The following is a 25,190-nucleotide window of genomic DNA, read 5'->3' on the forward strand; positions in this document are numbered from 1 at the left end:
ACTACTGTCCACTCAAGTTGACAATAAGCGCAGCCTGCGGCGTTGGCGACACTTTTCCGGCCCGGGCCGATGTGTCAAATTGACTTGACACTATCGGCTGGAGAGACAGAGACGATGCAGACCGTCAGCCTGAGCTTTTTCCGCTTTCCCAAGGGCCTCGCCCGTGTCTGGGCCTTCGCGCAGATGGGCCTCGCGCGGGGGCCGATGGCCCGCGTGCCCGACATCGGCACGTGGAAGCTCTGCGGTTCCGGCGTCGGCGAGGGCTTCACGCCCTGGCCCAACTGGGGGGTCTACGCGATTCTCGCCACCTGGCCCGATCTCGAGACCGCGCAGAAACGCACCAAGGAGGCGCCGGTTTTCCGCAGCTACCACGACCGTGCGGAAGAGGCCTTCACCATGTTCCTCGCGGCGAGCTCGGCGCGCGGGCGCTGGGCGGGCGTCGAACCCTTCGAGGTCACCGCCGAGCCGTGGTCCGGCCCGACCGCCGTGCTCACCCGCGCCACCGTGAAACCCTCCCGCGCGCTCGCCTTCTGGAGCCAGGGCCCCTCGGTCAGCCGCGCCATCGGCGAGAACACCGACGTGCGCTTCAAGATCGGCATCGGCGAGGTGCCCTGGGTGCAGCAGGTGACCGTCTCGATCTGGCCCGATACGGCGAGCATGGCGCGCTTCGCCCGCGGCGACACGCCCCACGGCCGGGCTATCCGCGCCGTGCGCGAGGGCGACTGGTTCCGCGAAGAGCTCTATGCCCGCTTTCGCATCCTCGCGACGCGTGGCACATGGGAGGGCGTCGATCCCGTCGCAAACCTGGAGCTCGCCGCATGACGCCAGCCTTTCCCTTCTCGGCCATCGTCGGGCAGGAGCAGATGAAGCTCGCCATGATCCTCACGGCGATCGAGCCGGGGCTCGGCGGGGTGCTCGTCTTCGGCGACCGCGGCACCGGCAAGTCGACCGCCGTGCGCGCGCTCGCCGCGCTCCTGCCGCCCATCCGCGTGGTCGAGGGCTGCCCGGTGAACGCCGAGACGCCCGAGGCCGTGCCGGAGTGGGCCGTCGGCGTGGGCGAGGCGATCGTCGAGCGGCCCACCCCGGTCGTCGATCTGCCCCTCGGCGTGACCGAGGACCGGGTGACCGGCGCGCTCGACATCGAGCGCGCGCTCACCAGCGGCGAGAAGGTCTTTCAGCCCGGCCTCCTCGCGCAGGCCAACCGCGGCTATCTCTACATCGACGAGGTCAACCTCCTCGAGGATCACGTCGTGGACCTGCTGCTCGACGTCGCGCAGTCCGGTCAGAACGTGGTCGAGCGCGAGGGGATGTCGATCCGCCACCCGGCGCGCTTCGTGCTCGTCGGCTCCGGCAACCCGGAGGAGGGCGAGCTGCGCCCGCAGCTCCTCGACCGCTTCGGGCTCTCGGTGGAGGTCGCCTCGCCTTCCGACATCGACGAGCGGATCGAGGTTGTGCGCCGCCGCGACGCCTTCGAGACCGACCGGGAGGCCTTCATGGCGCACTGGGGCGCCGAGGACGCGAAGGTGCGCGACCGCATCCTCGCCGCGCGCGACGCGCTGCGCGGCGTCGCGGCCGAGGACGACGCCTTGCGCGATTGCGCGCAGCTCTGCGTGACGCTCGGCGCGGATGGTCTGCGCGGCGAACTCACCCTCCTGCGCGCCGCGCGCGCGCTCGCCGCCTACGAGGGCGACGACACCGTGGAGCGCAGCCACCTGCGCCAGGTCGCGCCGCTCGCCCTCTCGCACCGGCTGCGCCGCGATCCGCTCGACGAATCGGGCTCCGGCGCGCGCGTCGCCCGCGTCGTGGAGGAGGTGCTCGCGTGAGCGAGGGCGCGGCGCGCTGGGCGCGGGCGCTCCGCGCGCTGGCGCTCTTCGCCGTGGACCCGCAGGGTCTGCGCGGCCTCACTGTGCGCGCCCGCGTCGGCCCCGTCCGCCAGCGGTTCGAGGCGCTCCTCTCCGCGCTCGACGGGGAGGCGCACCGCATCCACCCCGAGATCGGCGACCCGGAGCTTTACGGCGGTCTCGACGTGACCGCGACGCTCGCCGCCGGGCGCCCGGTGATGGCCGGCGGCCTCGCCGACCGGCCCTCCCGGCTGATCCTGCCGATGGCCGAGCGCGCGGCGCCCGATCTCGCCGCCCGCCTCGCGCAGCTTCTCGACGCTTCGCCGGGCCACTCCCTCGTCCTTCTGGACGAGGGCGCCGAGCCGGACGAGCGCGCGCCCGCCGCCCTCGCCGAGCGGCTCGCGCTGTCGCTCGATCTCGACGGGATCGGCCGGCTGGAGGCCAAGGGCGATCTCCCCTGGACCGCGATCGCTGAGGCCCGCGCGCGCCTGCCCGACGTGGCGATCCCCGAGGAGGTCGCGCCGGCCCTCACCGCCCTCGCCGCGCGCTTCGGCATCGACTCGCTGCGCGCGCCGCTCCTCGCCCTGCGCGCCGCCCGCGCCGAGGCCGCGCTCGAGGGCCGGGAGACCGTGACCGAGGACGACATCCGCGCCGCCGCGGAACTCGTCTACCCGGACCGCGCCACGCGCACGCCCGAGCCGCCCCCCGAGGAGGACGAGACCCCGCCCGAGGACACGCCGGAGCCCGAGCCCGAGAGCGAGCAGGACGACGACGGCGACCTCGGCGACCTGCCCGAGGAGATGCTGGTCGAGGCCGTCGCCGCGCTCCTGCCGCCCGACCTGCTGACCCGCCTCGCCGAGGGCGGGGCGACCCGCGCCGCGAAGGGCTCCGGCGCCGGCGCCAAGCGGCGCGGCAACCGCCGCGGCCGGCCGCTGCCGTCGCGCCCCGGCCGCCCCGGCGGGCGCGAGCGGGTGGACCTCGTCGCCACGCTGCGCGCCGCGGCGCCGTGGCAGACGATCCGCCGCCGCCAGCAGCCCGACGCCGGCCGCGTGCTCGTCCACGCCTCCGACGTGCGCCTGCGCCGCTACGAGGACCGCTCCGACCGGCTGGTGATCTTCGCCGTGGACGCCTCCGGCTCGCTCGCCATGACGCGCCTGAACGAGGCGAAGGGCGCGGTGGAGCTCCTCCTGGGCGAGGCCTACTCGCGCCGCGACCACGTCGCGCTGATCGCCTTCCGCGGCACCGAGGCCGAGCTTCTCCTGCCGCCGACCCGCTCGCTCGTGCAGACGAAGCGTCGCCTCGCCGCGCTGCCGGGCGGGGGCGGCACGCCGCTCGCCGCCGGGCTGCAGGCGGCGGGCCTCCTCGCCCATCAGTCCGAGGGCCGCGGCCTCAGCCCCCGCGTCGCGCTGCTGACCGACGGGCGCGCGAACGTCGCGCTCGACGGCGCCGGCGGGCGCGCGCAGGCGATGGAGGACGCCGCCCGCACCGCGCGCGCCCTGCGGGGGCAGGGGCTCTCGGCCCTCGTCATCGACACCGCCGCGCGGCGCGGCGAGGCGGGCCGCCAACTGGCCGAGGCGCTCGGCGCGGGCTACCTCGCCCTGCCACGGGCGGACGCGCGCCGGCTCTCCGGCGCGGTCGCCGAGGCGCTGGAGGACTGAGATGGACTGGGCGCGTGACCTTCCCGGCTGGCCGCATGCGGCGCACTCCCGCCGCGTTGCGCATCCGCCCCACCGCTGGCACGTGCAGGAGATGGGCGAGGGCGAGACGCTCCTCCTGATCCACGGCGCCGGCGGCTCCACGCACAGCTGGCGCGGGCTGATGCCGCTCCTGGCGCGCCGCCGCCACGTCGTCGCGCTCGACCTGCCCGGTCAGGGCTTCACCCAAGCGGGCACGAAAAGCCGCTGCTCGCTCCCGCTCATGTCCGACGACATCGCCGCCCTCACGGAGGCGCAGGGCTGGCGCCCGGTCGCGGTGATCGGCCACTCCGCCGGCGCGGCCATCGCGCTCGAACTCGCCCGGCGCCTCGCCCCGCAGCCCCGCGTCGTCGGCCTCAACGCCGCGCTCGGCAACTTCGAGGGGGTCGCCGGCTGGCTCTTTCCCATGCTTGCGAAGGCGCTCGCCCTCAACCCGCTCTCCGCGACCATGCTCACCCTGGGCGGCGCGAGCCCCGCGCGCACGCGCCGGCTGATCGAATCGACCGGCTCCACGCTCGACGACGCGGGCCTGCGCCTCTACGCCCGCCTCGTCGGGGACCGCGGCCATGTGGACGCGACGCTCAAGATGATGTCCCAATGGCGCATCGATCCGCTGCTCGACATGCTCCCCACGATCGACGCGCCCACGCTCTTCGTCACCGGCGACAGCGACACCGCCGTCCCGCCCGCGACCTCCGACCGCGCCGCCGCGCGCATGCCGCAGGCCGAGGTCCGCCACCTCCCCGGCCTCGGCCACCTCGCCCACGAGGAAGACCCGCAGGCCGCCGCCGCCGAGATCGAGGCCTTCCTCACCTGATCGCTGCCCCCGGTCGCTTCGCCGCAGCCCGCCCGCAGCGCCACGCGAAGCCCACGGCCCGGCCGTCGCCCCGCATCCCGCGCCCATCATCTTGGCTCAAATACTCCGTGGGTGAATTGGCCGCAGGCCAAGAGGGGGCAGCGCCCCCTCCACGGCGGCCGCCCGACGCGCGGCCGCCACCCCCCGGCGACGACGGCCCGCCCGGGCCGGAGGAGCGCTCCCCCGGCCCGCTCAGTCCGGAAACCGCCAGCCCGCGCGGCGGGGCACGCGCACGGCGAGCATCGGCTTGATCAGCCGCGTGCGGAACCGCGTGAGGTCGAGCGCCTCGTGCACGCCCACCGTCTCCTCGCCGTCGAGCCGCGTTTTCACCGCCGCGCGGCAATAGAACGGCGCGTCGAGCATCGGCAGCACCTGCCGCGGGCGATAGCCCGGATCGGCCCGCGTTTCGCGCTTGACGGCCCAGAGAGAGCGGCGGAATTCGGTCTTCGGGTGCGGGTCGACCATGTGCGCGCCGCCGTCGTGGTCGAAGTGGATCGCCTGCGCCAGTGTGCTGCCGTCGAGGCGCGTGGCGTCGTAGAAGCAGGTCGCGCCGCCCGCCGCCGGGAAGCGGCCCCAGGTCCAATAGGCGAAATCCTCCTCCAGCGCGCGGGTGCCGAAGTTGGCGTCGAAATAGCCGTGCCCCGACCATTGCCAGCCCGGCGCCTCGAGCTCCACCTCGATGTCGGCGTTCGGCGCGAAGGGTCGCCAGAGGTGCGACTCGTCCGGCGTCAGCAGCATCTCGACCGAACTCATCGCCACCGGTTTCACCCGGATCTGTCCGCGCACGCGGCTGATCACGGGCGGCGCGGAGATCTCGTTCACGTCGATCACCAGCGCCCCGTCCTGCCAGTGGAGGGCCGAGGGGCCGACGCGGAAGCTGTCGCGCGATTTCCTCAGCGCCTGCCGTCCCCGGTCGGTCATGGTGAAGCGCCCGCCGGGGCCGTAGGTCGCCACGTTGATGCAGACGTGGTTTTCCGGGTCGCGCCGGCCCGACCAGCGGTACCAGGGCGAAAAGACCGAGCCTATGAAGGCGATGACCGAGACGGCGCGGGAGCCGTCGTCGCTGATCCCGTCGATGTACCACCAGGCGTAGCCGTTCGGCCCGACCTCGAGGTCGAAGTTCGGGCGCTCAGCATCGCCTCGGCCGCGTGCCGCGCGGAGAGGGTCGCCATCGGCACCCCCGCTCCCGGGTGCGCGCCGCCCCCGGCGAGGTAGAGGCCCGTGATCCGCGTCCGCGCCCGCGGCCGGGCGAGCGAGGCCGTCATCCCCTCCGGGCTCTGGCCGTAGAGCGCCCCGAGGGAGCCCGGAAACAGCGCCTCGAACCCCGCGGGCGTCGTCAGGCTCTCCGCCCCGGGGATCGGATCGAAGCTCAGCCCCATCCGGGCCAGCGTCTCGAAGGTGCGCGTCCGACATGATCCATACTCCTCGGCCGGGTGCGGCGGCCGCCCGAGCGGCGGCGCGTTGACGATGATCTCGAAGCGTTCCGGGGCGGGCACCGGCGACGGCGTGCCGCGGTCCTGCGCGCAGACGTAGAGCGTGGGCTCCCGCGGGGCGCGGCCGGCGTGCAGATCGCCCCATTCCTCGGCGTAGTCCGAGGAGAAGAAGACGTTGTGATGGGCGAGCTCCACGCCCGCGGGTTTCGCCGCGAAGGCCCAGACCTGCGCCGAGAGCGCGCGGGGGGCGTTTCGCGTCTGCGGCGCGACCGCACCCACGTCGGGCCCGAGCGCGCCGGTGGCGAGCGCGCGGGGATCGCCGTTGAAGAGCACCTCGCCCGCGGGGAGGCGCGTGCCGTCGTCGAGCACCACGCCGCGCACGCGGCCCGACGGCGCCTCGATCCGCGCGACGCCGGCGCCGTAGCTGAACTCTGCCCCATGCGCCGCGGCGAGGCGCTCGAGCGCGCGGGCGAGCGCGTGCATGCCGCCCTCGACCACCCAGACGCCGCGCGCCTCCGCTTCCCAGACCAGCGACAGGAGCGCCGGCACCCGGTAGGGCGAGCCGCCGACGTAGGTGGCGTAGCGCCCGAAGAGCTGCGCGAGGCGCGGCTCGCCGAGCTGCCGGGCGAGGGCCGTGGCCAGCGTCGCCCCCGGCGCCATGTCGGCCATCAGGCGCGGCCGGCGCATCACCGTCGCGGCGAGGCGGGGCAGGGCGGGCTCGGCCGCCTGCATCATCGGCGCGTCGAAGGCCTCGTAAAGCCGGCGCGCCCGACCCGCGAAGGCGCGGAAGCGCTCGGCGACCCGCCGCCCGGCGAAGGCCGCGATGGCCTCGACGTTGGCCGCCTCGCTGTCGTGCAGGTCGAGGGTCGATCCGTCGGGCCAGACGTGGCGGGCGAGGATGCACTGGCGGTGCAGCGTGACGTGCTCCTCCAGCCGCGTGCCGAGCGCGGCGAAGAGCTCCTCGAAGACCGGCCGCATGGTCAGCACCGTCGGCCCCGCGTCCACCGGGCCGGCGGGGCTTTCGAGCACGCGCATCTTGCCACCGGGCGTCGGGTGCCGCTCCAGCACCGTGACGCGCCGGCCCGCGCGGGCGAGGCGCGCCGCCGCGGCGAGCCCCGCGATGCCGGCCCCGACGACGATGGTGCCGTCTTCGGCGAATTCGTTGGACGTCATGGCGGGGATTGTTGACTCGTCAGCGGAAAGTGTCCAGTCTAATTTACAGTCGCGCTGTCATGTGTTGCAGACGCATGCCGCCGGCGCGGCCGCCGAGGGACAGAGGCAGAGGAGCGCCCGCATGGATCTTCACGCGCGGATCGACACGGCGATGGCCCGCGCCGTCGCGCTGGGGCAGGGGGGCACGCCGCCCGCCCGGCTGGCCGAGGCGCTGGACTACGCCACCGCGCCGGGCGGCGCGCGCATCCGGCCCACGATTCTCACCTCCGTCGCGCTCGCCTGCGGCGACGACCGCCCGGCGCTGACCGACGCGGCGGCTGCGGCGCTGGAGCTCGTGCACTGCGCGAGCCTCGTGCACGACGACCTGCCCTGCTTCGACGATGCGGCGACGCGCCGCGGCAAGCCCGCGCTGCATCGCGCCTACGGCGAGCCGCTGGCGGTGCTGACGGGCGACAGCCTCATCATCCTCGCCTTCGAGGTGCTCGCGCGCGCCGCGTCCGAGGACGCGCAGCGCGCCGCGCAACTCGTCCTGACGCTGGCGCAGCGCTCCGGCATGCCCGGCGGCATCTGCGCCGGTCAGGGCTGGGAGAGCGAGCCGCAGGTGGACCTCGCCGCCTATCACCGCTCCAAGACCGGGGCGCTCTTCATCGCGGCGACGCAGATGGGCGCGATCGCGGCCGGCCACGAGCCGGAGCCGTGGTTCGAGCTCGGCGATCGCATCGGCGAGGCCTTTCAGGTCGCCGACGACCTGCGCGACGCGGTGATGGACGCCGAGGCGCTGGGCAAGCCCGTCGGGCAGGACGCCGCGCACGGCCGGCCGAGCGCCGTGGCCGAACTCGGCGTCGAGGGCGCGGTGGCGCGGCTGCGCGACACGCTCGCCGGGGCCATCGCCTCGATCCCGTCCTGCCCGGGCGAGGCGCAACTCGCCAAGATGGTGCGGATGCAGTCCGAGCGCATCATGCCCGCCGCCGTGCGGCATCTGGCCTGACGCCATGGCGGAGGTGGCGGGCGCGCGCCCCGAGCGGCCCCGGCGCCGCGATCTTCCGACCGCGCTCGCGCGGCTCGCCGCGCGGCCCGGCTTTCAGCGCTGGGCGGCGGCCTTTCCCCTGACCCGGCGGCTGGTGCGGCGCGAGGGCGACGCGCTGATGGATCTCGTCGCGGGCTTCGTGCAGGCGCAGGCGCTCGCCGCGCTGGTCGAGCTGCGCGTGATCGAGACGCTTCTGGAGGGGCCGCAGGACGCGGCCGCCCTCGGGCGCGCGCACGACATTCCCGTAGAGCGGATGCAGGCGCTTTTGCAGGCGGGGGCCGCGATGGGCCTGCTGGCGCGCCGCCGCGGCGCGCGCTTCTCGGTCACGGCGCGCGGCGCGGCGCTGACCGGGGTGCCGGGGCTTCTGCCGATGATCCGGCATCACGGCGCGTTCTACCGTGACATGGGCGATCCGGTCGCGCTGTTGCGGGGCGAGGCGGAGACCGAACTCGCCGGGGTCTGGCCCTATGTTTTCGGCGCGCGGGAGGGCATCGACCCCGCGACGGCGCGCGCCTATTCCGACCTTATGACGCAGAGCCAGGCGCTCGTCGCCGAGGACACGCTGCGGCTGGTGTCGCTCAAGGGCGTCGCGCGGCTTCTGGACGTGGGCGGCGGCACGGGCGCCTTCCTGCGCGCCGCGGCGGCGAAACGGCCCGACCTCGGGCTCATGCTCATGGACCTGCCCGAGGTGGTCGAGGCCGCGCGCGAGCAGATGGCCGCGGCGGGGCTCGGGGATCGCGCGACGCTGCACCCCGGCTCCTTCCGCGATGCGCCGCTGCCCGAGGGGGCGGACGCGATTTCCCTGATTCGCGTGCTCTACGACCACGAGGACGCGACGGTGCGCGGCCTGCTGGCCAAGTGCTTCGCCGCGCTGCCACCGGGCGGGCGGCTGATCGTCTCGGAGCCGATGTCGGGCGGCGCCCGGCCGGATCGGGCGACCGACGTCTATTTCGCCTTCTACTGCATGGCGATGCGCACGGGGCGCACCCGCTCGGCCGCCGAGATCGCCGCGCTCCTGCGCGAGGCGGGCTTCGAGACGCCGGAGCGGGAGAACAGCCTGCGCCCCTACGTCACCACCGCCCTCGTGGCGCGCAAGCCGTTGCAATCTGTCGTGCAGGGCTGACAGTTTTTACGTCACTGCTAATTGACATGCCCATGTGTAAAGTTAAACTGACACCACTTACGCCGACCGTGCCGGCGGGCGACTCGCCCTGGCCCCGGTGAAGGGAGAGAGACGATGCACACCCCTGCGGTGCTCCTGAACGGACCGAAGGATCTGCACCTCGACAGCGTGCCGCTGGTCGCGCCGGGCGAGGGCGATCTGGTGGTGCGCATCGATCACTCCGGCATCTCCACCGGCACGGAAAAGCTATTCTACACCGGGCAGATGCCGCCGTTTCCGGGCATGGGCTATCCGCTGGTCCCCGGCTACGAGGCCGCCGGCGAGGTCGTCGAGGCCGACCCGGCCACCGGCTACCGCCCCGGCCAGCACGTCTTCGTCCCCGGCGCGAACTGCTTCGACGGGGCCTTCGGCCTCTTCGGGGGCGCGGCGCATCTGCTCGTCACGCAGGCCGACCGCGTCACGCCGATCGAGGCGGGCTGGGGCGCGGAGGGCGCGCTCCTGGCGCTCGCCGCGACCGCGCGCCACGCGATGGCCGGCCTCGACAAGCGGGTGCCCGACCTGATCGTCGGCCACGGCGTCCTGGGTCGGCTGCTCGCGCGGCTGACCATCGCCGCCGGCGCGCCCGCGCCGACCGTCTGGGAAGTTTCGGAGGGCCGCTCGGGCGGCGCGGAGGGCTACGAGGTCCTGCGCCCCGAGGACGACCCGAAGCGCGACTATCGTTCCATCTACGACGCCTCCGGCAACGCCGCGATCCTCGACGACCTGATCGGGCGGCTGGAGAAGGGCGGCGAGGTGGTGCTCGCCGGGTTCTATCCCGAGGGCCTCTCCTTCGCCTTCCCGCCCGCCTTCATGAAGGAGGCGCGCCTGCGCGTCGCCGCCGAATGGGCGCGCGAGGATCTCGCCGCGACCCGGGCGCTGGTCGAGAGCGGCGCGCTCTCGCTGTCCGGGCTCATCACGCACACGGCCCCTGCCGCGGAGGCCGAGACCGCCTACAGGACCGCCTTCGAGGACGAGTCCTGCCTGAAAATGATTCTCAACTGGGAGGATGCGGCGTGAAGGACGAAGTGCCCAACCTGAAGGATTTCGACCAGCGTCTTCGAGACGAAGCGGCCGAAGAGCCGACGCTCGAGGTGCCGGCCGAGGAGCCCACGAAACACACGCAGATCATCGCGATCTACGGCAAGGGCGGCATCGGCAAGTCGTTCACCCTGGCCAACCTGAGCCACATGATGGCCGAGCAGGGCAAGCGCGTGCTGCTGATCGGCTGCGACCCGAAGTCGGACACCACCTCGCTCCTTTTCGGGGGCAAGGCCTGCCCGACGATCATCGAGACCTCGACGAAGAAGAAGCTCGCCGGCGAGGAAGTCGAGATCGGCGACGTCTGCTTCAAGCGGGGCGGCGTCTTCGCGATGGAACTCGGCGGCCCGGAAGTGGGCCGCGGCTGCGGCGGGCGCGGCATCATCCACGGGTTCGAGCAGCTCGAGAAGCTTGGCTTCCACGACTGGGATTTCGACTACGTGCTGCTCGACTTCCTGGGCGACGTGGTCTGCGGCGGCTTCGGCCTGCCGATCGCGCGGGACATGGCGCAGAAGGTCATCCTCGTCGCGTCGAACGACCTGCAGTCGCTCTACGTGGCCAACAACGTCTGCTCGGCGGTGGAATATTTCCGCAAGCTCGGCGGCAACGTCGGCGTCGCCGGCCTCGTGGTGAACAAGGACGACCAGTCGGGCGAGGCCCAGGCCTTCGCCGAGTCGGTCGATATCCCGGTCCTCGCCGCGATCCCGGCCGACGACGACCTGCGCAAGAAGTCCGCGAACTACCAGATCGTCGGCACCGCCGAGAGCCAGTGGGGCGAGCTGTTCGCCGGGCTCGCCGAAGAGGTCGCCGGCGCGCCGCCGCTCCGGCCCACGCCGCTCAGCCAGGACGCCCTGCTCGATCTCTTCGACAGCAAGGACACCGGCGCGGACTTCGTGCTGGAGCCGGCGACCGACGCCGACATGCGCGGCAAGTACTACGCGCCGAAGGAATCCCTGGAGGTGGTCTATGACGACGTCTGATCCGCAGGAGGCCATTCGCCTCGCGCGGCTCCGGCGGCTGGTCGAGACCGCGCCGCCGGAGCGCCTGCGCCGGCTGATGGAGGACATCCGCAAGTCCCCGGGCGACGACGGGAGGGCGGCATGACCGACGAAGTGCGTTACGACGCCGCCGCCGACGCGGTGGTGATCGAGGGCGAGCGCCGCGCGGCCCGCGAGGCCGGCGCCGCCGCCACCGAGCCGCAGCCGGGCGTGGACGGCATGGGCTGCCACTCCGGCGCCGAGATGGAGACGGCTGCGCGCATGGCCGGCCAGTCCGAGATCCTCGACCAGTACGCGGCCGACTATCCGCAGGGGCCGCACGACAAGCCGCAGAGCATGTGCCCCGCCTTTGGCAGCCTGCGCGTCGGGCTCCGGATGCGCCGGGTGGGAACGATGCTCTCGGGCTCGGCCTGCTGCGTCTACGGGCTGACCTTCGTGAGCCACTTCTACGGCGCGCGGCGCTCGGTGGGCTACGTGCCCTTCAGCTCCGAGACGCTGGTGACCGGCAAGCTCTTCGAGGACATCCGCGACGCCGTCTACGAGATGGCCGACCCGGACCACTACGACGCGATCGTGGTCACCAACCTCTGCGTGCCGACCGCCTCCGGCGTGCCGCTGCGGCTCCTGCCGGACGAGATCAACGGCGTGCGCATCGTGGGCATCGACGTGCCGGGCTTCGGCGTGCCGACCCATGCCGAGGCGAAGGACGTGCTCGCCGGGGCGATGCTCAACTACGCCCGCGCCGAGGTGGAGGCCGGCCCCGTCGCCGCCCCCGAGGGCGGGCGCGGCTCGCGGCCCACGGTGACGATGCTGGGCGAGATGTTCCCGGCCGATCCGATGATGATCGGGCGGATGCTCGACCCCCTCGGCCTCGCCGCCGGGCCGGTGGTGCCGGCCCGCGAGTGGCGCGAGCTTTACGCCGCGCTCGACAGCTCGGTGGTCGCGGCGATCCATCCCTTCTACACCGCCGCGATCCGCGAGTTCGAGGCGGCGGGCCGGCCGATCGTCGGCTCCGCGCCCGTGGGCTACGAGGGCACGGCCGCCTGGCTGAAGGCCATCGGCGAGGCGCACGGCGTCTCCGCCGGGAAGATCGCCGAGGCGCAGAACGCGGTGCTGCCGTCGATCAAGGAGGCGCTCGAGGGCGCGCGGCTCGAGGGGCGGATCACGCTCTCGGGCTACGAGGGCAGCGAGCTTCTGGTCGCGCGGCTGCTTGTCGAGAGCGGGGCGGAGGTCGCCTACGTCGGCACCGCCTGCCCGAAGACGCCCTGGAGCGCGGAGGACGCCGCCTGGCTCGAGGCGCATGGCGCGAAGGTCACCTTCCGCGCGAGCCTCGAGGACGACTGCGCTGCGATGGAGGCGGTGCAGCCCGACCTCGCCATCGGCACGACGCCGGTGGTGCAGAAGGCCAAGGAGCTCTCGATCCCCTCGCTCTACTTCACGAACCTCATCTCGGCCCGACCGCTGATGGGGCCCGCGGGCGCCGGTTCGCTGCAGCAGGTGATGCGCGCGGCGATGGGGAACAAGGACCGCATGGCCCACATGACCGAGTTCTTCCACGGCGTGGGCGAGGGCGACACCGCCGGCATCTGGGAAGGCGCGCCGAACCTGCACCCCGAGTTCGCGGAACGCCACCGCAGGAAGCTCGAGAAGCAGGCCCGCGCCGCCAAGGCGGAGCAGATGATATGACCGCCGCGGTCCGCAATCAGCCCGCAGGGCGCGCGCGCGCCCTGCGCGACGCGGGGGCGCTGCCCCCGCACCCCCGGGATATTTCCACCAAGAAGAATGGAGGTGGGAAATGCTGATCCAGGACCATGATCGGGCCGGCGGCTACTGGGGCGCGGTCTATGCCTTCACCGCGGTGAAGGGCCTTCAGGTGGTCATCGACGGGCCCGTGGGCTGCGAGAACCTGCCGGTGACGTCGGTGCTGCATTACACCGACGGGCTGCCGCCGCACGAGCTGCCCATCGTCGTCACCGGGCTCGCCGAGGAGGAACTCGGCAAGGACGGCACCGAGGGCGCGATGAAGCGCGCCTGGGAGACGCTGGACCCGGCGCTGCCGTCGGTCGTCGTCACCGGCTCCATCGCCGAGATGATCGGCGGCGGCGTCACGCCCGAGGGCACGACGATCCAGCGCTTCCTGCCGCGCACCATCGACGAGGATCAGTGGGAATCGGCCGACCGGGCGATGACCTGGATCTTCACCGAACACGGCATGACCAAGGGCCGGATGCCCCCCGAGAAGAAGCGCGAGGAGGGCGCGAAGCCGCGGGTCAACATCCTCGGGCCGATGTACGGCGTGTTCAACATGCCCTCCGATCTCGCCGAGATCCGGCGGCTGATCGAGGGGATCGGCGCCGAGGTGAACATGGTGATGCCGCTGGGCAGTCACTTGGCCGAGATGCGCGACCTGGTGAACGCCGACGTGAACGTGGTCATGTACCGCGAGTTCGGCCGGGGCCTCGCCGAGGTTCTGGGCAAGCCGTATCTGCAGGCGCCCATCGGCATCGAGAGCACCACGAAGTTCCTGCGCAAGCTGGGCGAGCTTCTGGGTCTCGACCCCGAGCCCTTCATCGAGAAAGAGAAGCACTCGACCATCAAGCCGGTCTGGGATCTCTGGCGCTCGGTCACGCAGGATTTCTTCGCCACCGCGAACTTCGCGGTCGTCGCGAACGAGACCTACGCCCGCGGCATCCGCCACTACCTCGAGAGCGATCTGGGGCTGCCGTGCTCCTTCGCGGTGGCGCGCATCGCCGGGCGCAAGACCAACAACGAGGAAGTGCGCGCGCTGATGGCGCGGGAGCGGCCGCTGATCGTGCTCGGCTCGATCAACGAGAAGATGTATCTCGCCGAGCTCAAGGCGGGGCACGGGCCGCAGCCGGCCTTCATCCCGGCGAGCTTCCCGGGCGCGGCGATCCGCCGGGCCACGGGCACGCCGATGATGGGCTACGCCGGCGCGACCTACCTGTTGCAGGAGGTCTGCAACGGGCTCTTCGACGCGCTCTTCCACATTCTTCCGCTCGGCTCCGAAATGGACGCCGCGGACGCCACGCCGGCGCGGCTGCGCCGCGATTTCCCCTGGGACGAGGACGCCCAGCGGGAGCTCGACCGGATCGTGGCGACCCACCCCGTACTCACCCGGATCTCCGCGGCCAAGACGCTGCGCGACGCCGCGGAGCGCGCCGCGCTCGATGCGGGCGCGGAACGTGTGGTCCTCGAGACCGTGAAGGCCGTGTCGCCGGCCGTGAAAGGCGACGCCAAGGAGGGCTGACCAAATGGCAGACATCACGTCCAACCCCCCGCCGCGCACCCGTTCGGGCCGCCGCCGCGGCGCCGAATTCCACATCTATTTCGCGGTCATCTTCGTCGTGGCGATCCCGTTCACGACGATCCGGTGGACCCGCGACGTGATCCGCGACCGCACGCTCAACATGCACGGGCCGCTCGCCCGCGCCTGGGCCGAGGCGGACCGGATCACGCCCCTGATCTTCTCGGCCTGAGCGAGGCTCGGGCCGAGGCACGCCCTGCCCTCCCGGTGATCGGGAGGTCAGACCGGAGGGGCCCCTGGGCCCCGAAGGAACCCGGCCGCGGGGTTCGCGGCGTCAGCATAACGTTCCGGAGGAAAGTTCATGGCTGATAAGAACGACCTGTCCTTCACAGGTCTCACGGACGAGCAGGCCCAGGAGCTGCACTCGGTCTACATGAGCGGCCTTTGGCTGTTCGTGGCCGTTGCGGTGGTCGCGCACATCGCGACCTTCATCTGGTTCCCCTGGTTCTGATCGGAGGAAGAAAAGATGGCAAAATTCTACAAGATCTGGCTGATCTTCGACCCCCGCCGCGTGTTCGTGGCGCAGGGCGTCTTCCTCTTCCTGCTCGCGGTGATGATCCATCTCGTGCTCCTGAGCACGGACGGCTTCAACTGGTTCGAGATCGCGTCGGCCAAATACGGCCACGGCGGCGGCTGAGAACCCACCGCACTGCCATTGGCCGCGGGCGGTCCGTCCGCCCGCGGCGATCCGACAAGAAAACACTGACGGCTGAGGGTCGCAACCGGAAGGCCGCCAAACGCGGAGTACAAGAATGGCTTTGCTCAGTTTCGAGAGAAAGTACCGCGTCCGCGGAGGGACGCTGATCGGCGGCGATCTGTTCGATTTCTGGGTCGGCCCCTTCTACGTGGGGTTCTTCGGCGTCACGACGATCTTTTTCGCCGCGCTGGGGACGATCCTCATCCTCTGGGGCGCCGCCGAACAGGGGACGTTCAACCCCTGGCTCATCAATATCGCGCCGCCGGACCTGAGCTACGGGCTCGGCATGGCGCCGCTCATGGAGGGGGGCCTCTGGCAGATCATCACGATCTGCGCGATCGGCGCCTTCGTCTCATGGGCGCTGCGCGAGGTGGAGATCTGCCGCAAGCTCGGCATGGGCTATCACGTGCCCGTCGCCTTCGGCTTCGCCATTCTCGCCTACGTCACCCTCGTCGTGTTCCGCCCGGTCCTGATGGGCGCCTGGGGGCACGGCTTTCCGTACGGCATCTTCAGTCACCTCGACTGGGTGTCGAACACCGGCTACGCCTACCTGCACTTCCACTACAACCCGGCGCACATGCTGGCGGTGACCTTCTTCTTCGCCACCACGCTCGCGCTCGCGCTGCACGGCGGCCTGATCCTCTCGGCGGCCAACCCCGAGAAGGGCGAGGAGGCCAAGACGCCGGATCACGAGGACAGCTTCTTCCGGGATTTCATCGGCTATTCGGTGGGTACGCTCGGCATCCACAGGGTGGGCCTTCTGCTGGCGCTCAATGCCGGCTTCTGGTCCGCGGTCTGCATCATCATCTCCGGTCCCGTCTGGACCGAGGGCTGGCCGCAGTGGTGGAACTGGTGGCTCGAACTGCCGATCTGGCCGTCTCAGGTGGGGATGTAAGACATGCCTGAATATCAGAATATCTTCACGCAGGTTCAGGTGCGCGGTCTGCCCGAGCCGGGGCTCGACGACTACGGCACCCTCGCCGCAGAGCGGACGAAGCCCTTCGGCTTCTCCAAGCTCCTCGGCTGGTTCGGCAACGCGCAGCTCGGGCCCTATCACCTCGGCATCACCGGCGTGGTCAGCATCGCCTCGGGCCTGATCTGGTTCGTGATCATCGGGATGAACATGCTCGCGCAGGTGGGCTGGTCGATCCCCGAGTTCATCCGTCAGCTCTTCTGGCTGGCGCTCGAGCCGCCGGGGCCGGAATACGGGCTGAGCTTTCCGCCGCTGAACGACGGCGGCTGGTATCTCATCGCCTCGTTCTTCCTGCTGGTCTCGGTGATGCTCTGGTGGCTCCGGTCCTATCAGCTGGCCCAGGAACACAAGATGGGTAAGCACATCTTCTGGGCCTTCGGCTCGGCGATCTGGCTCTTCCTCGTGCTGGGTCTCTTCCGGCCGGTCCTGATGGGGTCGTGGTCCGAGGCGGTGCCCTACGGCATCTTCCCGCACCTCGACTGGACCACCGCCTTCTCGATCCGCTACGGCAACCTCTACTACAACCCGTTCCACGCGCTCTCGATCGTGTTCCTCTACGGCTCCGTGCTCCTTTTCGCGATGCACGGCGGCACGATCCTCGCGGTCTCGCGCTTCGGCGGCGACCGGGAGCTGGAGCAGATCTACGACCGCGGCACGGCCTCCGAGCGGGCGGCGCTCTTCTGGCGCTGGACCATGGGCTTCAACGCCACGATGGAGGGCATTCACCGCTGGGCGTGGTGGTTCGCCGTGCTGACCCCGATCACGGGCGGCATCGGGATCCTTCTGACCGGCACCGTCGTGGACAACTGGTTCATCTGGGCGCAGGAGCACAATTTCGCGCCGGCCTACGATGGCTCCTACGGCTACGAGGCCTACGGTTCCTACGAGGCCTTCATCGGACAGGAGAACTGACATGCTGCCGAAGTGGTTCAACAAGTGGAACGCCGAGAATCCGACCAACATCTACGGTCCGGCGGTCCTCCTCGGCGGCATCGGGGGCGCGGTCGTCGTGGCGACGCTCCTGGTGACCTGGGGCCAGCCCTACGCCACCGACAGCCTGCAGACCGGCCCGCGCGGCACGGGCATGTCGGTCCCCGAGTTCGAGTACGAGCTCGCGACCCCGGACCCGGCGATCGAGGGGTGGTTCGCCTCGACCTCGGATCCGATCCCGCCCCAGGGCGGCGAGACGACGGCGGCGGAGGCGCGTGAAAACGTGCCTCCGGGCCTCGGGGACCTGACGGTGGAGAACTACGACCGCCTGCTCGCGGCGATGCGCGAATGGACGGGGATCCCCGACCTCTTCGAGGACGCGGCTTCCTACCAGACGGCGGTCGGCCACACGATGGTCTCGATGACCCAGAACCTCAACGAGAACTGGGGGGCCCACGTCAACGCGAACAAGGAGGTGGGCGTCACCTGCTACACCTGCCACCGCGGGCAGCCGGTGCCGGACAACATCTGGTTCCAGGAGACCCCCACCGTCGAGAGCATGGCGGGCTGGTCGGCGAACCAGAACCGGGTGACCCCGGTCAGCCAGTTCACCTCGCTGCCGTCGGACGCGCTGCAGAAGTACCTCGTGGAGAACGAGCAGATCACGGTCCACGACCTCGAGAGCCGCGTGGACAACCAGATTCCGGGCGATCCGCTGATCCAGCACACCGAGCGGACCTATTCGCTGATGAACTACTTCAGCAACTCGCTCGGCGCGAACTGCCTGTTCTGCCACAACAGCCGGGCGTTCTACGCCGCCTCCGGTCAGGTCACGCTGCAGTGGAGCACGGCCAACCTCGGGATCGACATGGTTCAGGAACTCAACAACCAGTACCTGATCCCGATCGCCGGGCTGCTGCCCGAGAAGCGTCTCGGCCCCGTCCATCAGGACGCGCCGAAGGCCGCCTGCAAGACCTGCCACCAGGGCTACCAGCAGCCCCTGCAGGGCACGAACGTCATCGCCGACTGGCCCGAGCTCGCCACGACCGGGGATCCGGTCTACGCCGAGCCCTCGGAGCAGGCCGCGGTGACCGACTGAGATTGGCCGGGCGGCCGCGCGCCGCCCGACCTCGCCGCGTTCGGGCCGGCTGCTTCCCCGCCGGTCCGGGCGTCGGGGTCCCTGACCCCGGTTCCCTTCCTGTTGGCGACAGGACCGGCGCCGCGCCCGCTGCTTGCTTCACCCAAGGGCGCGGCGCCAATCCCCCGAGGGGGAGCAGAGGGAGGAGACACCCATGACACGCCCCGACACCCCGCTTCTCGACCGCGTCGCCGGCCCCGCCGATCTGAAGGGCCTGAGCGACCGGGCGCTTTCGCAACTCGCCGACGAACTCCGGTCCGAGGTGATCTCGACCGTTTCCGAGACCGGCGGGCACCTGGGTTCCTCGCTCGGCGTCGTGGAGCTGACCGTGGCGATCCACGCCGTCTTCAACACGCCGATGGACAAGCTGATCTGGGACGTGGGCCATCAGTGCTACGGCCACAAGATCCTGACCGGCCGGCGGGACCGCATCCGCACCCTGCGCCAGAAGGACGGTCTGTCGGGCTTCACCAAGCGCGCCGAGAGCGAGTTCGACCCCTTCGGCGCCGCGCATTCCTCGACCTCGATCTCCGCCGCGCTCGGCTTCGCCGTGGGCCGCGACATGGGCCAGCCGACGGGCGACGCGATCGCCGTGATCGGCGACGGCGCGATCTCGGCCGGCATGGCCTACGAGGCGCTCAACAACGCGGGTGCCGAGGGCCGGCGCCTCTTCGTGATCCTGAACGACAACGAGATGTCGATCGCGCCGCCGGTCGGCGCGATGTCGCAGTATCTCTCGCGGCTCTACGCCAACGAGCCGCTGGCGCGCATGCGCTCGCTCGCCGAGGGGTTCGAGGACGCGCTGCCCGGGCCGGTCCGCGAGGGCGCCAAGCGCGCGCGCCAGCTCGTCACCGGGGCGAGCGGGCAGGGCACGCTCTTCGAGGAGCTCGGCTTCGAGTACATCGGCCCGATCGACGGCCACGACATGAGCCAGCTCCTGCCGGTGCTGCGCGCGGCGCGGGCGCGGGCGACGGGGCCGGTGCTCATCCACGCCTGCACCGTGAAGGGCAAGGGCTATGCCCCCGCCGAGAGCTCGGCCGACAAGTATCACGGCGTCGCGAAGTTCGACGTGGCCACCGGCGCGCAGGCCAAGTCGAAGCCCGCCGCGCCGGCCTACACCGCCGTCTTCGGCGACGCGCTGACCGAGGCCGCGGCCCGCGATCCCAAGGTGGTCGCGATCACCGCCGCCATGCCCTCGGGCACCGGCGTGGACCGGATGGCGAAACGCTTCCCCAACCGCGTCTTCGACGCCGGCATCGCCGAGCAGCACGCGGTGACCTTCGCCGCCGGCCTCGCGGCGAGCGGCCTGCGCCCCTTCGCGGCGATCTATTCGACCTTCCTGCAGCGCGGCTACGACCAGGTCGTGCACGACGTGGCGCTTCAGGGCCTGCCCGTGCGCTTCGCCATCGACCGGGCGGGGCTCGTCGGCGCGGACGGGCCGACGCACGCGGGCGCCTTCGACATCGGCTACCTCGGCGCGCTGCCCGGCATGACGCTGATGGCCGCGGCCGACGAGGCGGAGCTCGTGCACATGGTCGCCACCGCGGCCGCGTTCGACGACGGGCCGATCGCCTTCCGCTATCCGCGCGGCAACGGCACGGGCGTCGAGATGCCCGAGCGGGGCGAGGTGCTCGAGATCGGCAAGGGCCGCGTGGTGCGCGAGGGCAGCGACCTCGCCCTCGTCTCCTACGGCGCGCATCTCGCGGAGGCGCTCGCCGCCGCCGAGGCATTGGAGGCCGAGGGGATCTCCGTCACCGTGGCCGACGCGCGCTTCGCCAAGCCGCTCGACGAGGAGCTGCTGATGCAACTGGCGCGCCACCACCGCGGCCTCGTCACGCTGGAGCAGGGCGCGGCGGGCGGCTTCGGCGCCTTCGTGATGCAGGCGCTCGCGCGGCGCGGGGCCTTCGACCGCGGGCTCGCGGTGCGCAACATCTGCCTGCCGGACCGCTACATCGATCAGGCGTCGCCCGCCGAGATGTACGCCGATGCGGGCATGAGCGCCGCCGACATCGCCGCCACCCTGCGCGAGATCGCCGGACAGGGTCAGGGCCGGGTGCTGCCCTTCAGCGTCACCGGCTGAGCCTCGGCTCAGGCGACGGATCGGCGCCCGCCTCCCTCGGAGGCGGGCGTTTTCGCGTGCCGCCGGCTCGTCGCGCCCGCGCGGGCGCTCCTCGCTGCGTCGGGCGGCCGCCGCGCCCGGACGGGGTTCGCCCGAACGACGACCGCCGCGCCCCGGGTGGGGACGCGGCGGTGCGAAGAGGGCCCGTCAGGGCCCGATGAGCGCGCGGCTCAGGCGACCTCGTGGGCGATGGCGCACTGCTTCCAGAGCACGGTGAGCGCGTTGATCAGGTGGTCGATGTCCGCGTCCGTGTGCCAGGGCGAGGGGGTGAAGCGCAGCCGCTCGGTGCCCTTCGGCACCGTCGGATAATTGATCGGCTGCACGTAGATCCCGTAGTCGCGCATCAGGATGTCGGCGATCATCCGGCATTTCACCGGGTCCTTGATCATCACGGGGATGATGTGGCTCGGGTTCGGCAGATGCGGGATACCCGCGCGGTCGAGCCCGGCACGCAGCCGCGCCACGTTCTGCCGCTGCGCCTGCCGCTCGGCGTCGGACTCCTTGAGATAGGCGATCGAGGCCTGCGCGGCGGCCGCCACCGCGGGGGGCAGGGCGGTCGTGAAGATGAACCCGCTGGCGAAGCTCCGCACGAAGTCGCAGAGCGCCGCCGAGCCGGTGATGTAGCCGCCGACCACGCCGTAGGCCTTGCCGAGCGTCCCTTCGATCAGGGTGATGCGGTGGGCCAGCCCGCGCTCTTCCGAGACGCCGCCGCCGCGGGGGCCGTAGAGGCCCACGGCGTGCACCTCGTCGAGGTAGGTCATCGCGCCGTGTTTCTCGGCGACCTCGACGATCTCCTCCATCGGGCAGATGTCGCCGTCCATCGAGTAGACCGATTCGAAGGCCACGATCTTCGGCGCGTTGGCCGGCAGCGCGGAGAGCTTCGCGTCGAGGTCCTCGGGGTCGTTGTGCTTCCAGATGACCTTCTTCGCGCGGGAGTGGCGGATGCCCTCGATCATGCTGGCGTGGTTCAGCTCGTCCGAGAGGATCACCGCGTCCGAGAGCCGCCCGCCCAGCGTCGAGAGCGCCGCCCAGTTCGAGACGTAGCCCGAGGTGAAGAGGAGCGCGCCCTCCTTGCCGTGCAGGTCGGCAAGCTCGCGCTCGAGCGCGACGTGGTGCGCGTTGGTGCCCGAGATGTTACGCGTGCCGCCGGCGCCCGCGCCGCAGCTGTCGATCACCTCCTTCATGCGCTCGGTGACCACCGGGTGCTGGCCCATGCCGAGGTAGTCGTTCGAGCACCAGACCGTGACCTCGGCCGGGGCGTCGTCGTCGTGGTTGCGCGCGCGGGGAAAGCGCCCGCACTGCCGCTCGAGATTGGCGAAGCGGCGATAGTTGCCCTCTTGCCTCAGGGCGTCGAGCTGGGTCTCGAACAGCGCTTCAAAGTCCATGAGCGTCCTCCGGTCCGTAAGTCGTTGTCTTGGGCGCACGGCGACGCTCGGGGAGCATCCAGCGCCAGAGTTTCGCGTCCTGCCACGGGATCACCATGAGCCAGTGCTCCAGCAGCGCGAGCGCGGTGAGGGCGGCCAGCAGCGAAAAGCCCACCGTGGCCGAGGCGGTGTCGGCGGAGATCAGCCGCTCGACCCAGCAGGCGGTGGCGGCGGTCAGCGCCGAGACCGAGAGCGGGAAGAGCCGGTTGAGCCGGCCGGTGCGGAAATGGCTCGGCAGATGCGCGAGCGCGTCGGGGATGAACTCCAGATTGATCTTGGGCACCCCGTAGAAGAGATTGAGCTTGGCCGAGATGCGCGCGCCGAAGAGCACCGCGAAGGTCCAGAGCCCGAAGAGGTTCTCCGCCCCCCAGCCGGTGAGCGCCATGGCGATCAGGAGCGCGGCGAGCAGCATCTCGTGATAGGCGACGGTGCCCCAGGCGCGCAGGAAGCGCTCGCCCTCGCCGACGCCCGGCGGGCAGGGGCGGGCCGCCGGCCCGGTGATCCGCCCGGTCAGGAAGGCGAGCTCGACCCAGCCCCAGACCGCGAGCGCCGAGAGGAAGGCGCCGTAGACCGCCGCCGTGCCGGTGCCGTCGAGGGTGGCGTGGTAGCCCCAGAGCCCCGCCGCCAGCAGCGGCAGGGTCCAAAGCACGGCCGCGGTGTTGGCCCGCGGCCCGCGCCGGTCGGCGAAGCGGACGAGGGCGAGGATCGCCCCGGTGGAGAACCACCAGGCGAAGAGCGCGACGAGCGCCGCGATCCAGCCCGAGGCGGCCATCAGTAGACGGGCTCCAGGCGCGGGCTGTCGGGCACCTGATGCGTCTTCGCCGGGATCGTGTAGAGCGCCGCGAAGGTCATCGCGGCGCGCGCGCTGTTCGTCCACTGCTTGAGCTTGCCGCCGACGCCGCCCTGTTTCTTGCCCTCGGCGATGCCGACGTTCGCCCGGTGCAGCCGCTCGAGGTTGCGCTGCCAGCGCGGGTTGTCGATGTCGAGCGTGATCGGGAAGATCTGCTTTGAGAGCTCGCTCGTCTTGGTGAAGACCTCCCGCGCGTACCAGTCGGGGTCCACCCCGATCGCATTGTGGAAGGCCGGGCGCTGGTGGTCACGGACGTACATCGTCGCGAAGACCGCCGTCAGGAAGAACTTGATCCAGAGCACGTTGACGCCGCTCGTCAGCTTCGGGTCGGTCTTCATCAGGAGGGCGAAGGCCTCGCCGTGGCTGAACTCGTCGTTGCACCACTCGCGGAACCACTTGAAGATCGGGTGGAAGCGGTGCTCCGGATGCTTCTCGAAGTGGCGGTAGATCGTGATGTAGCGCGCGTAGCCGATCTTCTCCGAGAGATAGGTGGCGTAGTAGATGAACTTCGGCCGGAAGAAGGTGTACTTCTTCTTCTGCGTCAGGAACCCGAGGTTCACGGCCACGCCCGCCTCGCGCAGGGCGTCGTTGATGAAGCCGGCGTGCCGCGCCTCGTCCCGCGCCATGAGCTGGAAGAGCTGCGTGATGTCCTTGTTGTGGCCGCGCCGCTTCATCTCCTTGTAGAGGACGCAGCCCGAGAACTCGGCGGTGCAGGAGCTGATGAGGAAGTCGATGAATTCCTTTTTCAGCTTGGGGTCCATCCCCTCCCAGTCGACGTGGTCCCAGGACTCGTCCTTCTTGAAGTGGCCCTTGTTCGGGTCCGCCTCCATCTGCGCGATGAGCCGGTCCCAGTCCTCGCGCACCGGGCTGACGTCGATGGCGTCGAGCTCGTCGAAGTCGGTGGTGTAGAAGCGCGGCGTCAGCAGGGTGTTCTGCATCGCCGTGTCGGTGGCCGACTTGCTGTCGAACTTCGCCTGCTCCTCCTGGATCGCGATGCCTTCCTCGGCGGTGGTCGCGTCGGCGGAGTGCTTGGGCATCTGGCGTGTGGGGGCGTTCATAGGTCCACCTCCTCGGAGAACGAGAATTCGCAGAGCTCCATCACCTCGACGTCGCCCGTCAGGCGCGTCCAGAGCCGTTCGAGACCGGAGGCGCGGACGATGATCGCCTCGCGGTCCTCGGTCACGATCTCGCCGAAGGGGGCCATGATCTCGGGGCCCTTCACCTTCACCTCGTCGCCGGGGTGGACGACCGCCCCGTTGTTGAAGCGCACATGCGCGTGGAGGCTTTCGAACCTGTGGCTCACCTCCACCGTGCAGGGCGCGTGTTCGATCTCTCGCGTCAGAAGTCCCATGTCTCGGTTCCCTTTCGTCACTTCAGCAGAAGCTTGGCGAAGGCTTCCGCGTTGTCCCGACCGAACCCCATCAGGTCTGCTCCCCACCCGGTGGAGGGATCGTGGACGGAAAAGCGCCCGTTCTCGTGGCGCCGCAGTTCGACGGGGCCGTCGAGGGCCACGCCGTGCTTGGTGCGCTCGCGGTGGAGCACACGGTAGACGCCGGACACGAAGCCGCCCTCCTCGGGCGACAGGTCGGCGATGATGGTCCCGTCGGCGGCGCGCACCGTGGCGGCGCCGGACATGTCGCCCTCGAGGTGGAGCATGCGGGCATGCGTCACCGGGCTCTCGGGCGGGGTCGAGGTGACGGGACGGCCCGTCCAGACCGCGATCGAGACGATCACGAGGACGGCCATGACGAGCCCGAACATCGCGCGCACCAGCACGACGGGAACGATCCGGTGTTCCGGCGTGTAGGTGCGCGGCGGGCGGGCGGTCTGCGACATCTTTCTGTCTCCTCCCCTGGCTTACGGTGTCATTCGGCGGCCACGCCGGCAACCGGCGCGTCGGCGCGGGCCACCTGCGGCTCGGCCACGCGGGTCTCGGCGGCCTCTGCGAGGATCCCCGCGACGCGCTCGGCGTCGGGGATGCAGCGCAGCGCCGGCTCGGGATTGCGCAGGTGCCACGGCCGGACGTGCGGCCAGAGCACCAGGTAGCTGAACCGCGTCTCGCCCATCAGCTCCAGCGCGATCGTGCCCGTGCCGCGCCGGCGCAGGTCGAGGTTGGCGTTGGCGATCTGCGTGTAGGGCAGGTTGAGCGTCACGGTGAGCGCCGCGCCCACGCGCATCGCCACCCGGCGGTTGGTGATCGTGTAGACCGTCGCCCGCGCCTGCACCCATGCGACGATGGCGAGCAGGGCGCAGACGATCAGCCCCATGACGATGAAGGGCGTCGAGATCGCCACCGCCTGCGCGAACGGCATCAGGTCGATGGCGGCGACCAGACGCCATGCCGCGAGCAGGACGAAATAGCCCATCACCCACTTCAGGTTCATCGACTCGAGGGCGAGCGCCCAGGCGTCGGGGCGGCCCTGCCAGAGGATGCGCTCGCCCTCGGGCGGCGTCTCGGGCAGGCCCTTGACGGGTTCGAATGCGAAATCGTCGTGCGACATGGCGTCGGGTC

The 25,190-nt window shown here is 71.3% G+C and carries 26 protein-coding genes; 18 read left to right on the forward strand and 8 right to left on the reverse strand.

Features of this window, described 5'->3' with window-relative positions; all coding sequences use genetic code 11:
• Positions 1-114: 114 nt before the first annotated feature.
• The 4 genes from crtA to bchO are packed head-to-tail and all read left to right on the forward strand — an operon-like array spanning position 115 to position 4,352.
• Entirely contained in the window at positions 115-822 is a 708-nt protein-coding gene (gene crtA / locus DRV84_RS06520; protein WP_115979075.1) for a spheroidene monooxygenase, read from the forward strand.
• Positions 819-1,823, forward strand: coding sequence for a magnesium chelatase ATPase subunit I (gene bchI, locus DRV84_RS06525; RefSeq protein WP_115979076.1), 1,005 nt, complete (start codon positions 819-821; stop codon positions 1,821-1,823). The genes crtA and bchI overlap by 4 nt, the downstream gene beginning before the upstream one ends.
• On the forward strand, positions 1,820-3,499 hold the full coding sequence (locus DRV84_RS06530) for a magnesium chelatase subunit D (protein WP_115979077.1): 1,680 nt from the start codon (positions 1,820-1,822) through the stop codon (positions 3,497-3,499). Before bchI ends, DRV84_RS06530 begins: the two co-directional genes overlap by 4 nt.
• A gap of 1 nt (position 3,500) precedes the next feature.
• Positions 3,501-4,352, forward strand: coding sequence for an alpha/beta fold hydrolase BchO (gene bchO, locus DRV84_RS06535; protein ID WP_115979078.1), 852 nt, complete (start codon positions 3,501-3,503; stop codon positions 4,350-4,352).
• A 231-nt stretch (positions 4,353-4,583) separates the two neighbouring features.
• Here bchO and crtC read toward each other — a convergent pair whose 3' ends face one another.
• Both crtC and crtD read right to left on the reverse strand, forming a co-directional pair.
• Positions 4,584-5,459: a carotenoid 1,2-hydratase gene (gene crtC / locus DRV84_RS06540; RefSeq protein ID WP_115979133.1), complete on the reverse strand. Its 876-nt coding sequence runs from the start codon at positions 5,457-5,459 to the stop codon at positions 4,584-4,586.
• Positions 5,414-6,997, reverse strand: coding sequence for a 1-hydroxycarotenoid 3,4-desaturase CrtD (gene crtD / locus DRV84_RS06545; RefSeq protein ID WP_115979079.1), 1,584 nt, complete (start codon positions 6,995-6,997; stop codon positions 5,414-5,416). Before crtD ends, crtC begins: the two co-directional genes overlap by 46 nt.
• Before the next feature lie 121 nt (positions 6,998-7,118).
• Here crtD and DRV84_RS06550 point away from each other — a divergent pair, with 121 nt between their 5' ends.
• The 14 genes from DRV84_RS06550 (at position 7,119) to dxs (ending at position 20,365) form a co-directional block, all read left to right on the forward strand.
• The gene (locus DRV84_RS06550) at positions 7,119-7,985 is read left to right on the forward strand and encodes a polyprenyl synthetase family protein (protein ID WP_115979080.1); all 867 of its coding nucleotides are present in this window, start codon (positions 7,119-7,121) and stop codon (positions 7,983-7,985) included.
• Between the two features lie 4 nt (positions 7,986-7,989).
• Positions 7,990-9,147 carry a methyltransferase gene (locus tag DRV84_RS06555; protein WP_115979081.1) on the forward strand — a complete coding sequence of 386 codons (1,158 nt, stop codon included), beginning with the start codon at positions 7,990-7,992 and terminating at the stop codon, positions 9,145-9,147.
• Between the two features lie 114 nt (positions 9,148-9,261).
• Positions 9,262-10,203, forward strand: coding sequence for a chlorophyll synthesis pathway protein BchC (gene bchC / locus DRV84_RS06560; RefSeq protein ID WP_115979082.1), 942 nt, complete (start codon positions 9,262-9,264; stop codon positions 10,201-10,203).
• Complete coding sequence (locus DRV84_RS06565; protein ID WP_115979083.1) at positions 10,200-11,204, forward strand: chlorophyllide a reductase iron protein subunit X; 1,005 nt, start codon at positions 10,200-10,202, stop codon at positions 11,202-11,204. The genes bchC and DRV84_RS06565 overlap by 4 nt, the downstream gene beginning before the upstream one ends.
• The gene (locus DRV84_RS15575; protein ID WP_158547760.1) at positions 11,191-11,328 is read left to right on the forward strand and encodes a hypothetical protein; all 138 of its coding nucleotides are present in this window, start codon (positions 11,191-11,193) and stop codon (positions 11,326-11,328) included. Before DRV84_RS06565 ends, DRV84_RS15575 begins: the two co-directional genes overlap by 14 nt.
• Positions 11,325-12,908 carry a chlorophyllide a reductase subunit Y gene (bchY, locus tag DRV84_RS06570; RefSeq protein ID WP_115979084.1) on the forward strand — a complete coding sequence of 528 codons (1,584 nt, stop codon included), beginning with the start codon at positions 11,325-11,327 and terminating at the stop codon, positions 12,906-12,908. Before DRV84_RS15575 ends, bchY begins: the two co-directional genes overlap by 4 nt.
• A 109-nt stretch (positions 12,909-13,017) precedes the next feature.
• The gene (gene bchZ, locus DRV84_RS06575) at positions 13,018-14,490 is read left to right on the forward strand and encodes a chlorophyllide a reductase subunit Z (protein WP_115979085.1); all 1,473 of its coding nucleotides are present in this window, start codon (positions 13,018-13,020) and stop codon (positions 14,488-14,490) included.
• Positions 14,491-14,494: 4 nt separating this feature from the next.
• Positions 14,495-14,719 (forward strand): cytochrome PufQ, encoded by a 225-nt coding sequence (gene pufQ / locus DRV84_RS06580; protein WP_115979086.1) that lies wholly within the window; start codon positions 14,495-14,497, stop codon positions 14,717-14,719.
• A gap of 129 nt (positions 14,720-14,848) precedes the next feature.
• Positions 14,849-14,998 carry a light-harvesting antenna LH1, beta subunit gene (gene pufB, locus DRV84_RS06585; protein WP_115979087.1) on the forward strand — a complete coding sequence of 50 codons (150 nt, stop codon included), beginning with the start codon at positions 14,849-14,851 and terminating at the stop codon, positions 14,996-14,998.
• Positions 14,999-15,013: 15 nt separating this feature from the next.
• On the forward strand, positions 15,014-15,184 hold the full coding sequence (gene pufA, locus DRV84_RS06590) for a light-harvesting antenna LH1, alpha subunit (RefSeq protein WP_115979088.1): 171 nt from the start codon (positions 15,014-15,016) through the stop codon (positions 15,182-15,184).
• 115 nt (positions 15,185-15,299) lie between these two features.
• Entirely contained in the window at positions 15,300-16,139 is an 840-nt protein-coding gene (gene pufL / locus DRV84_RS06595) for a photosynthetic reaction center subunit L (RefSeq protein ID WP_115979089.1), read from the forward strand.
• A 3-nt stretch (positions 16,140-16,142) separates the two neighbouring features.
• Complete coding sequence (gene pufM, locus DRV84_RS06600) at positions 16,143-17,129, forward strand: photosynthetic reaction center subunit M (protein WP_115979090.1); 987 nt, start codon at positions 16,143-16,145, stop codon at positions 17,127-17,129.
• 1 nt (position 17,130) lies between these two features.
• Positions 17,131-18,246: a photosynthetic reaction center cytochrome PufC gene (gene pufC, locus DRV84_RS06605; protein WP_115979091.1), complete on the forward strand. Its 1,116-nt coding sequence runs from the start codon at positions 17,131-17,133 to the stop codon at positions 18,244-18,246.
• 193 nt (positions 18,247-18,439) lie between these two features.
• Positions 18,440-20,365, forward strand: a complete 1,926-nt coding sequence (gene dxs / locus DRV84_RS06610; protein WP_115979092.1) for a 1-deoxy-D-xylulose-5-phosphate synthase — start codon at positions 18,440-18,442, stop codon at positions 20,363-20,365.
• A 209-nt stretch (positions 20,366-20,574) separates the two neighbouring features.
• On the opposite strand, the gene hemA is transcribed toward dxs, so the two are convergent.
• From hemA to puhB, 6 genes are read right to left on the reverse strand one after another with little or no spacing between them, the layout of a single operon-like run.
• Positions 20,575-21,789 (reverse strand): 5-aminolevulinate synthase, encoded by a 1,215-nt coding sequence (gene hemA, locus DRV84_RS06615; protein WP_115979093.1) that lies wholly within the window; start codon positions 21,787-21,789, stop codon positions 20,575-20,577.
• Positions 21,779-22,600 (reverse strand): putative photosynthetic complex assembly protein PuhE, encoded by an 822-nt coding sequence (puhE, locus tag DRV84_RS06620; protein ID WP_115979094.1) that lies wholly within the window; start codon positions 22,598-22,600, stop codon positions 21,779-21,781. Before puhE ends, hemA begins: the two co-directional genes overlap by 11 nt.
• Complete coding sequence (gene acsF / locus DRV84_RS06625; protein WP_115979134.1) at positions 22,600-23,715, reverse strand: magnesium-protoporphyrin IX monomethyl ester (oxidative) cyclase; 1,116 nt, start codon at positions 23,713-23,715, stop codon at positions 22,600-22,602. The genes puhE and acsF overlap by 1 nt, the downstream gene beginning before the upstream one ends.
• A 17-nt stretch (positions 23,716-23,732) precedes the next feature.
• Positions 23,733-24,029, reverse strand: coding sequence for a hypothetical protein (locus tag DRV84_RS06630; RefSeq protein WP_115979095.1), 297 nt, complete (start codon positions 24,027-24,029; stop codon positions 23,733-23,735).
• A gap of 17 nt (positions 24,030-24,046) precedes the next feature.
• Positions 24,047-24,514 carry a photosynthetic complex assembly protein PuhC gene (gene puhC, locus DRV84_RS06635; protein WP_115979096.1) on the reverse strand — a complete coding sequence of 156 codons (468 nt, stop codon included), beginning with the start codon at positions 24,512-24,514 and terminating at the stop codon, positions 24,047-24,049.
• Positions 24,515-24,543: 29 nt separating this feature from the next.
• Positions 24,544-25,179, reverse strand: a complete 636-nt coding sequence (puhB, locus tag DRV84_RS06640) for a photosynthetic complex putative assembly protein PuhB (protein ID WP_115979097.1) — start codon at positions 25,177-25,179, stop codon at positions 24,544-24,546.
• Between the last annotated feature and the right edge of the window lie 11 nt (positions 25,180-25,190).

This window comes from Rhodosalinus sediminis, assembly GCF_003385555.1.
In the GTDB taxonomy this organism is placed as follows: domain Bacteria; phylum Pseudomonadota; class Alphaproteobacteria; order Rhodobacterales; family Rhodobacteraceae; genus Rhodosalinus; species Rhodosalinus sediminis.